Here is a 5,594-nt window from a genome sequence, read left to right as displayed (position 1 = left end):
GATCTGCATCAAGCCCATCGCTCCGGCGCGCGAGACGGCGCGGGAATTGCCGCCGCTCTCGACGCGCATCACCGCCCATATCCATGCTTCGGGGATACCGAACCGCCGCGCGGCGTCGGCGACATGACCAGCATAGGGATGGGCGGCCGCCGATCGCGCGGCCGGCATATCTTGCGCCAACGCCGGGGCAGACGCCGCGCCGCCGAACAGCAGGACGACGGCGACCACGAACGCCGATCCGACTCCGCTCCGCCGACAGCCTGCCAGCGTGCTCGCTTCGGTAAAGGGTGCGCGCGAAGCGCCGGCCTTCGGCCGCCCTTGACCTTCGCTGCGCGCCCCGGCCGGCCTGCGACCGAGCGGGACGAAGGGATGAGACGGCTTTCCCGCGAACAAAGGGATGGGTGAGTAGCGCACAGGCTCAGTCCTGCTCGCGCGACTTCGGCTGACGATTCCAGCGCAGCGACCAAGCAGACTTGTCGCCCGTGTTCTGGAACAGTGCGGCGCGGATCGGCTGCGCGAACGCGGGATCGTCGATGCGCAGCGAGACGTAATCCCCGGCGCGTTCGCCGGTCTCGTTCCAGCCGGCGCCGATCTCCGGGCCTTCGCCGCCGTCGCCGCGGTGGACGCGCCAGTCCGGCGCCTTGTCGGCGTCGCTCTGCTCGGCCGGAACGATCGAGATACGGATGTCGAGCGTCGCCGTCTCGATGATGCCTTCGTAGCCGTTGGGGGTGCGGAAGAAGCTGCCGATCTGCATGATGATCTCCTTTGGGTTGGCAGGCGGTGAAGCGGGTCAGCGCCAGACGAGCGGCGCGGTAGGGGAGTCGCGGGTGAGGATCGGGACAGCGCGGCCGAGCACGGTCGAGGCCGGCAGCGGCCCGAAATAGCGACCGTCCATGCTGTCGGCGTGGTCGGGGTTGAGCATCAGCAGCTCGCCGGCGCGCAGCGTGCGGCAGCCTTGCCAGACCGGCAGCGGGCGGCCCCGGCCGTCACGCTGCCAGGCGACGACGACGGGCCGTCCATCGATGCTCACCACTGCGTTGATGCGGCACACGATCTGCCCCGGCCGCGCCGCGACATGCTTCAACAGCGGCACGCGCTCACCGAGATAGCCGCGCTCCGCCAGCCAGCGCGCCAGCGCCGGTGGCGGCGTCACGGCGACCAACGCACCGTTGGGCGGATCGGGAAGCGGCTCGATCCGATAAAGTCCGATCGGCGCGCTCGCGCTGGCGTTCCAAACGATGCGCGGGAGCGGATCGAACACCGCCACGGCGAGGAACGACGCGCCGAACAGCGACGCGGCGGAGGCCGTCGCAATGGCCCATCCACGGCGGGTCATCGCTCGATTTCCCGGCGTTTGAGCCACTCGCGATGGCGCTCCATCGTATAGGGGCGCGGCGGTTGTCCGGCTGCGATGCGGTTGTGGACGTGCCGCCAATGATCCGGCGCGGCGTCGCACGGATCGACGCCGGCCGCCTCGGTCGCGTCGATCGCAGCGAGCACTTGGCTGACCTTGGGCCAGCCCTCGATCTTGAGCAGGATGTCGCCGCCTGGCCGCACGAACGGGAGCGTCGTGAACGGCTCGCCGGCGCCGACCGCGCGCACGATGTCGATGCGCGAGCTAACTGTGCCGTAGTCGTTCGCCGCCCAGCGGACGAACGCGAAGATCGCGCCGGGGCGGAAGCGAACGATGCGGCGGCGGCGGTCAACGATCTCGTCCAAGGCGACGCGGCCGAACCTGATCCAGTGCTCAATCCGCTTCTCGATCCACGTCAGCTCGACGCGGGTCATGCCGTCTTCGGACGTCTGGCGGTGTCGCATGGGTGACGGTGGGACGGTCATCGCCGGCTCCGGGCGATGGCCGAATCCGCCCGCGGCATGAGGTCGTTCTGGCCCGGATCGGAGGTCGAATGCTTGATACCGATGTCTGCCCAGGCGCGCAGGTCGTCGACCGAATACACGACCCGGCCGCCGATCCGGCGGTAGGCCGGGCCGGTGCCGAAATAGCGGTGCTTCTCAAGGGTCCGGCCGGAGAGGCCGAGAAACCGCGCAGCTTCCGGAGTGCGCAGGAAGCGGGGCGGCAGATTGTTGGGCGTATCGGACAAGTGACGGCTCCTGCGGGCGGTGGCGGCAGGAGACGTAATTGTCAGAAGAAGGGCGGCCGGGTGGGGTATGAAGATGTGCGGCTGCACGGATGCGACCACCCCTCGCGGAGTCGGGCCGAGGCTGAGACGTCAGCGGATGCGCAGCAGTTTGCGATAGTCGCCACTCGCGAACGCGGTGGCGTCACGGACCAGTCGCACTACGAACGAGCGCGCAGCCGAGATCTTCCATTCGGTCGCGGGGAGCGTCGCAGCTTCCTCGCGCCCCAGCTCGGCCGCGATCTGGCGATAGGTCGCGCCTGCATGGCGCAGGTCCAGCGCGCGGAGCATCAGGTCGAGGCGCGCCAGGCGATAGGCGGTGAGCGGCCAGCCGCGCGGCAACGGACCCGCCGCGCGGCCGAGCAGACGGCGGTGAAAGCGTAGCAGGCTGGCGATGCGGGTGATGAAATCCTTGTCCAGCGGAATGACTGCGGCAAGTGGCCGACCAGGCGTCGCCTCGCGCAGCCACAGCCGATGTTCGCCTGCCGCATCGGCGACGATGACATGGCGTCCGTCGATCCCGGCCAGGTCGGCGAGCAGCGCGCCGAGCGCGCGCGGATCGACCGGAGCAGCGCTGTCATACTCACCGGGCGCTGCGTCCAGAATGACAGTGACGGCGGTCAGCTCTGGGCGCCAGACGACGGGCCCTGAAAGGTCATCCGGCGCCGTGGCGAAAGGATAACCCCCAGCGCCGTGCGAACGCCGCCTCTGCGGCGTTCTTCGCGACGGCGCCGTCCGCGATGCGTTGCTGCATCTGCGCATGTTCGGCGCGATATGTGCGGTTTCGTCGAAGAAACTCGGCGGCTAGATCGGCGCGACCTAGCGCGTCGGACATCCGGCCGGCGCGTCGCTCGCGCCGGCGCTGGGGCGTCGGCATGGCATCCTCCGAACCGCACTGAGGGCGGATTTCGGGGGATGAGCGTCTTCGGTTAAATCAACGCGCGATAGCGCCAAGGCTGCGCTCAACTATGCCGGGCACGCGGCGGTGGCAGCAACAGAATGACACCAAAATGGATTAAAACTTAACGCCTTAGCCAACGCTCACAGCCGAGCAAATGCGCATAACCTACCTCCGTCATCCATCGTGCGCGAGCAAGATGGCTGTCGTGCATCGCCTTGGCTCGTTGTGGCTCGGCTGCGGCGTCGACGCCAAGGATAGCGGCGGCTGTCTCGCGCCAGTCGGCCCCTTCTTCATCGGCGTCGAGCAGCCGCAGATAGTCCCCGAGATGGCTTTGATCATAGTCGGTTAGCTGCGATATCTCCGGCGCGCGATCCGCGAAATTGGTGGTGCTCATGGCGCCCCCGTCATGCTGCCTGTTAACTAATCTAGCGGAAGTCTCGGAGCCGGATACGCGCAAGTCCTGCATCGTTGAACGCACCTTCCGCACGGATGGAACGCGCGGTCCAGCCGATACAACTGATATGGGATAAACCGGATGAGATGTATCGTCCAGCTTCCCGGGCATGGATATGCGCCGCCTCGTAGGATTGAATTTCGCCAAACTGAGAAAGGATAAGGGCTTTACCCAGGAGCGCTTTGCCGAGACGTCCGGTTTCACCCAGCAGTATGTCAGCGATTTGGAGCGCGGCCGGCGCAATCCAACCGTCGTCACCTTGTTTCACTTGGCCTCCGCGCTTGGTGTTACGCCCGCCGATCTTGTCACCGAACTCGATCCCTCCGAAAAAGACTAGCTTCGCAGAACTTGAGCGCGAGCCGGGCGGCAGCCCGGCGAGCGCGATTGCGGCCGCGCGGACCTTGGGACGCGCGGCCGCCGCCGATCCGGTGCAGCGGATCGGCGCGAAAATAGCAGAGCCGCAGGACCGGAAACTCCGGCCCTGCGGTAGTTGTGGGTCAGGCCGCTTTGAGGCGCTGCATCCCTTCGGCCAGCGTCCAGAGCGCGCGATTAAGCGTCACATTCTGGTCGATGCCGTTGATCGCGCGGGTCTGCGCGCGCCGGATACGGCCCTCGGCGTTGCGCTTGCGGCCCTGCAACCCGCCACGAACCACATTCTCCTGAATGACGTTGAAGGTGGTCCACAGGCTGCGGTCCACATCCTCGCGGCGGCGCGGCTCGATGATCTGCTCGGGCCGAACTGGGCTTTCATCGCCGCCATAACGGGCGACAAGGCTGACCTCGCCAAGCAAGCGTTGCTCCTCCTGCGAAAGCTGGATCACCTTCATCGACTCGCTGGCGTCGATCAGCCGGGGGAAATCCTCGGCAACGGTGTAGACGCCCTCGATAATGTCATGCTCGATATTGCCCTTATGGGGAACGCGGACCTCCTCGAACCGCTCGCCCGCAATCATGCTGTTGGTGCAAACGAAGCGCAGCATTCCGGCGAACATCTGATAGGCGCTGGTCCCGTCATGGCTGTTCACGATGATAACTTCGGCGGCCTCCGGCTTGCCGATGCCGTCGTCGCGGCGCAGGCGCAGCATATGCTTGGCGTGGCCGTGGCGGCTGCCGTCGCGCGGAACCGACTGGACCGCGAAGAACGGGAACCATCCTTCCCGGCGCAGCCCCTCCACGATGTCAATGGTCGGGACATAGACGTAGCGATCCGAACGGCTGTCGTGCGCCTCGCGCGCGAAGATGGACGGGACGTGGCGATACAGTGCCTCGTTGTCGAGCGGCTCCCGGCCGCTGATCTGATGGGCGTTGCGACCGAACCGGGTGGCAAGCTGGTAGTGCATTTTGGCCTCCTTTGGGCTTGGGTTTCCGCGCAGCGGAGCGCCGCGCTGAAACCCTGCCCGTCGGCGAGACCGGGGGTGCAAACGGAAGGCGGCTTCGCGGGGAACCGGCTGCACGGAACGCGCGCAGCGCGTGGAGGAAGGTGGGCGGAAGCCGCTTGGAGTGCGCCAGGGGCAGAGCCCCAAGCACGCGCCGCCCTGCGGCGCCAGCAAACAGCTCTTGCCATTTGTTCCCGTTTTGATCCAAACCGGCCGCAAGGAGTCGGTATGAGCATTACGATCACAGGACGGCCCGGCCAGCGCATCGCAGTCGCAGGGGACATCACCAAAACGCTGCGCGTCCCATATGACGAGGTTGAGGAGCGTTTCCTGCTGGCGGCGAGCGATGGTTCGTTGATCGAAGGCCGCCTAGAAGCTGAGGAAGATCGCTTCGACTTCCGGGTCGTGGTGGACGGCGCCGGGATTTCACGGATCGGCTCCGGTGAGCTGACGTTGGATTGGGCGGTCGAATGGGTGACGATCGCGCCCTATGATGCTGGCGCACTGACGGAGCGCGGCCCGATGCCGCTGCCCCTGTTCGATTCGCTGTCCGGCTAGTTCTGCCGTTCCAACGCGAAAGGCCCCCGCTCCGGTGGAGCGGGGGCGTCGTCGCCGGTCAGCGGGACCAGATCAGCGCGTGTTCGCCGGTGGTCTCGGTTTCGGACAGCGTGGCGTAGATCGGTGCCGGGAAGCTCGGATCGTCCAGCTTGACCGAGATGTAGTCG

Annotated in this window: 12 protein-coding genes; 2 read left to right on the top strand and 10 right to left on the bottom strand. The window is 66.8% G+C overall.

Annotated elements, in window-relative coordinates:
* The 8 genes from KAY22_RS23690 to KAY22_RS23655 all read right to left on the bottom strand — a co-directional run.
* Positions 1-414, bottom strand: a 414-nt coding sequence (locus tag KAY22_RS23690) for a transglycosylase SLT domain-containing protein (protein WP_296625601.1), incomplete at its 3' end; no start/stop codon positions are given.
* 4 nt (positions 415-418) lie between these two features.
* Positions 419-754, bottom strand: coding sequence for a DUF736 domain-containing protein (locus KAY22_RS23685; protein ID WP_296625600.1), 336 nt, complete (start codon positions 752-754; stop codon positions 419-421).
* Between the two features lie 36 nt (positions 755-790).
* Entirely contained in the window at positions 791-1,336 is a 546-nt protein-coding gene (locus tag KAY22_RS23680; protein ID WP_296625599.1) for a S26 family signal peptidase, read from the bottom strand.
* On the bottom strand, positions 1,333-1,839 hold the full coding sequence (locus KAY22_RS23675; RefSeq protein WP_296625598.1) for a DUF2840 domain-containing protein: 507 nt from the start codon (positions 1,837-1,839) through the stop codon (positions 1,333-1,335). Before KAY22_RS23675 ends, KAY22_RS23680 begins: the two co-directional genes overlap by 4 nt.
* Positions 1,836-2,102: a helix-turn-helix domain-containing protein gene (locus tag KAY22_RS23670; RefSeq protein WP_296625597.1), complete on the bottom strand. Its 267-nt coding sequence runs from the start codon at positions 2,100-2,102 to the stop codon at positions 1,836-1,838. The genes KAY22_RS23675 and KAY22_RS23670 overlap by 4 nt, the downstream gene beginning before the upstream one ends.
* A 129-nt stretch (positions 2,103-2,231) precedes the next feature.
* On the bottom strand, positions 2,232-2,900 hold the full coding sequence (locus KAY22_RS28005; RefSeq protein WP_366514148.1) for a DUF2285 domain-containing protein: 669 nt from the start codon (positions 2,898-2,900) through the stop codon (positions 2,232-2,234).
* A complete protein-coding gene (locus KAY22_RS23660) occupies positions 2,794-3,015 on the bottom strand; it encodes a DUF6499 domain-containing protein (RefSeq protein ID WP_366514147.1) in 222 nt (73 codons plus the stop codon). Before KAY22_RS23660 ends, KAY22_RS28005 begins: the two co-directional genes overlap by 107 nt.
* A gap of 145 nt (positions 3,016-3,160) precedes the next feature.
* Positions 3,161-3,433, bottom strand: coding sequence for a DUF2285 domain-containing protein (locus KAY22_RS23655; protein ID WP_296625596.1), 273 nt, complete (start codon positions 3,431-3,433; stop codon positions 3,161-3,163).
* 169 nt (positions 3,434-3,602) lie between these two features.
* On the opposite strand from KAY22_RS23655, the gene KAY22_RS23650 reads away from it, so the two are divergent.
* The gene (locus KAY22_RS23650) at positions 3,603-3,830 is read left to right on the top strand and encodes a helix-turn-helix transcriptional regulator (protein WP_296625595.1); all 228 of its coding nucleotides are present in this window, start codon (positions 3,603-3,605) and stop codon (positions 3,828-3,830) included.
* A gap of 160 nt (positions 3,831-3,990) precedes the next feature.
* On the opposite strand, the gene KAY22_RS23645 is transcribed toward KAY22_RS23650, so the two are convergent.
* A complete protein-coding gene (locus KAY22_RS23645) occupies positions 3,991-4,833 on the bottom strand; it encodes a DUF932 domain-containing protein (protein WP_296625594.1) in 843 nt (280 codons plus the stop codon).
* A gap of 264 nt (positions 4,834-5,097) precedes the next feature.
* Here KAY22_RS23645 and KAY22_RS23640 point away from each other — a divergent pair, with 264 nt between their 5' ends.
* Positions 5,098-5,427, top strand: a complete 330-nt coding sequence (locus tag KAY22_RS23640) for a hypothetical protein (protein ID WP_296625593.1) — start codon at positions 5,098-5,100, stop codon at positions 5,425-5,427.
* Between the two features lie 58 nt (positions 5,428-5,485).
* On the opposite strand, the gene KAY22_RS23635 is transcribed toward KAY22_RS23640, so the two are convergent.
* A partial coding sequence (locus KAY22_RS23635; protein WP_296625602.1) for a DUF736 family protein occupies positions 5,486-5,594 on the bottom strand: 109 nt, incomplete at its 5' end.

The sequence above is a fragment of the Rhizorhabdus sp. genome (assembly GCF_018006725.1).
GTDB lineage: Bacteria > Pseudomonadota > Alphaproteobacteria > Sphingomonadales > Sphingomonadaceae > Rhizorhabdus.
This window is presented reverse-complemented; position numbering and strand designations above follow the sequence as displayed.

Bases quoted from the DNA above. Each gene is read 5' to 3' on its own strand.
- KAY22_RS23685 (WP_296625600.1), bottom strand. From the start codon at position 754: ATGCAGATCGGCAGCTTCTTCCGCACCCCCAACGGCTACGAAGGCATC.
- KAY22_RS23680 (WP_296625599.1), bottom strand. From the start codon at position 1,336: ATGACCCGCCGTGGATGGGCCATTGCGACGGCCTCCGCCGCGTCGCTG.
- KAY22_RS23675 (WP_296625598.1), bottom strand. From the start codon at position 1,839: ATGACCGTCCCACCGTCACCCATGCGACACCGCCAGACGTCCGAAGAC.
- KAY22_RS28005 (WP_366514148.1), bottom strand. From the start codon at position 2,900: ATGCGCAGATGCAGCAACGCATCGCGGACGGCGCCGTCGCGAAGAACG.
- KAY22_RS23660 (WP_366514147.1), bottom strand. From the start codon at position 3,015: ATGCCGACGCCCCAGCGCCGGCGCGAGCGACGCGCCGGCCGGATGTCC.
- KAY22_RS23655 (WP_296625596.1), bottom strand. From the start codon at position 3,433: ATGAGCACCACCAATTTCGCGGATCGCGCGCCGGAGATATCGCAGCTA.
- KAY22_RS23650 (WP_296625595.1), top strand. From the start codon at position 3,603: ATGGATATGCGCCGCCTCGTAGGATTGAATTTCGCCAAACTGAGAAAG.
- KAY22_RS23645 (WP_296625594.1), bottom strand. From the start codon at position 4,833: ATGCACTACCAGCTTGCCACCCGGTTCGGTCGCAACGCCCATCAGATC.
- KAY22_RS23640 (WP_296625593.1), top strand. From the start codon at position 5,098: ATGAGCATTACGATCACAGGACGGCCCGGCCAGCGCATCGCAGTCGCA.